Below are 2,500 nucleotides of genomic sequence, written 5' to 3'. Positions count from 1 at the left end.
AGCACCCATGCCCTCACTACCATACAACATTTTATAGCATTCGGAGTTTGTCAGGGATTGGTAGGCGGTGAAGCCCCCGCACCCAATCAGTAGCTCTACCTCTATAAAACTAGTATGATGCTGCACCTAAATGCATTTCGGGGAGTACGAGCTATTTCCGAGTTTGATTGGCCTTTCACCCCTACCCTCAGGTCATCCCAAGACTTTTCAACGTCAACGGGTTCGGTCCTCCACTATGTGTTACCACAGCTTCAACCTGCCCAAGGGTAGATCACACGGTTTCGCGTCTACCCAACCTGACTGCACGCCCTATTCAGACTCGCTTTCGCTGCGGCTGCGCACCTGAAGTGCTTAACCTTGCCAGGCAGGGTAACTCGTAGGCTCATTATGCAAAAGGCACGCCGTCACCACGAATGGCTCCGACCGCTTGTAGGCGTATGGTTTCAGGGTCTATTTCACTCCCTTGTTCAGGGTTCTTTTCACCTTTCCCTCACGGTACTTGTTCACTATCGGTCTCTCAGGAGTATTTAGCCTTGGCGGATGGTCCCGCCGGATTCATACAGGGTTTCACGTGCCCCGCACTACTCAGGATACCACTATCAATAACACTCTTTACCTGTACCGGGCTATCACCGTCTATGGCCAAGCTTTCCAACTTGTTCTAGTTCATTATGCATCAAATATCGTGGTCCTACAACCCCAATAATGCCGTAACATCATTGGTTTGGGCTAATACGCGTTCGCTCGCCACTACTAGCGTAATCACTGTTGTTTTCTCTTCCTCCAGGTACTTAGATGTTTCAGTTCCCTGGGTTCGCCCCCTTGCGGGTACTATACCTTCAGTATAGTGGGTTGCCCCATTCGGATATCTACGGATCAATTCGTATGTGCCGATCCCCGTAGCTTTTCGCAGCTTATCACGTCCTTCATCGCCTCTGAGAGCCTAGGCATTCCCCATACGCCCTTATTTAGCTTGTCGCTATTTGCTCTTTGTATGAGTTCTATCTATATAACTTAATGTTTGAATATTTCAACTAAAAATATTCTCTCTCGTATTCTCGTTTGTTTCCCAATATGTCAATGAACGTTCGCAAGTCACTATAGACAATCAAATCATCTATGCTTCTCGCTGCAAGCCAAAGATTATCTCTCAAATCTTAAGGCATCGCATCGTGGAGAATATCGGAGTCGAACCGATGACCTCCTGCGTGCAAGGCAGGCGCTCTAGCCAGCTGAGCTAATCCCCCATTTTTTAAAGTAGGCAGTTTCAGTATTCAGTATACAGTCTTTATTACTGTTAACTGCTTCTGCGTACTGCAAACTGGGTTACCCAACTTCTAAAATTTCCTTCAGTATCTTGTAATGAACTTCGTAATCTCCTTTTCGCCATAAGGCTTAAAAAAAATACTTCTTAAGTAGTCTCAGGCAGACTCGAACTGCCGACCTCTACATTATCAGTGTAGCGCTCTAACCAGCTGAGCTATGAGACTGTCCTATTATTCAAGTGAACGGTCCGTGCATTTAAACGAACCGTCAAATGAAAAATATTTTGAATTAACAGCTATAAAAGACCAGAACCTCATTCTGATTCCTAACAAAGTCTTCCTTGATCCGAAGTCTTTTGTTTACCATAAGGCAAACGAAAAGCTCTAGAAAGGAGGTGTTCCAGCCGCACCTTCCGGTACGGCTACCTTGTTACGACTTAGCCCCAGTTACCGGTCTTACCCTAGGCCGCTCCTTACGGTGACGGACTTCAGGTACCCCCAGCTTCCATGGCTTGACGGGCGGTGTGTACAAGGCCCGGGAACGTATTCACCGGATCATGGCTGATATCCGATTACTAGCGATTCCAGCTTCATGGGGTCGAGTTGCAGACCCCAATCCGAACTGAGACCGGTTTTTAGGATTCGCTCCACCTTGCGGTGTGGCTGCCCTCTGTACCGGCCATTGTAGCACGTGTGTGGCCCAGGACGTAAGGGCCGTGATGATTTGACGTCATCCCCACCTTCCTCACGGTTTGCACCGGCAGTCTGGCTAGAGTTCCCGACTTGACTCGCTGGCAACTAACCACAGGGGTTGCGCTCGTTATAGGACTTAACCTGACACCTCACGGCACGAGCTGACGACAACCATGCAGCACCTTGCAATCTGTCCGAAGAAAAACCTATTTCTAGATCTGTCAGACTGCATTTAAGCCCTGGTAAGGTTCCTCGCGTATCATCGAATTAAACCACATGCTCCACCGCTTGTGCGGGCCCCCGTCAATTCCTTTGAGTTTCATTCTTGCGAACGTACTCCCCAGGTGGGTTACTTATCACTTTCGCTTGGCCACCCAGCCCTCAATTGGGCCGGACAGCTAGTAACCATCGTTTACGGCGTGGACTACCGGGGTATCTAATCCCGTTCGCTCCCCACGCTTTCGTCCATCAGTGTCAATATATTATTAGTAGCCTGCCTTCGCAATCGGTATTCTATGTGATATCTATGCATTTCACCGCTA

Annotated in this window: 2 tRNA genes and 2 rRNA genes (2 of these 4 only partly in view); all 4 read right to left on the bottom strand. The window is 48.4% G+C overall.

From position 1 onward, the window contains the following. Positions 1-980: ribosomal RNA gene (locus ACZ5L8_RS01665) — 23S ribosomal RNA — on the bottom strand; it reaches 1,837 nt to the left of the window's first position. Between the two features lie 193 nt (positions 981-1,173). Next, positions 1,174-1,247: transfer RNA gene (locus ACZ5L8_RS01660), tRNA-Ala, on the bottom strand. Positions 1,248-1,416: 169 nt separating this feature from the next. After that, a tRNA-Ile gene (locus tag ACZ5L8_RS01655) sits at positions 1,417-1,490 on the bottom strand. A gap of 163 nt (positions 1,491-1,653) precedes the next feature. Continuing rightward, positions 1,654-2,500 (bottom strand): 16S ribosomal RNA (locus tag ACZ5L8_RS01650) (it continues 681 nt past the right edge of the window). The 16S and 23S rRNA genes sit together here with 2 tRNA genes alongside, the layout of an rRNA operon.

The sequence above is a fragment of the Leeuwenhoekiella obamensis genome (genome assembly GCF_055391795.1).
Note: the sequence above shows the minus strand (reverse complement) of the source record. Positions and strands in the feature narration are given on the sequence as shown.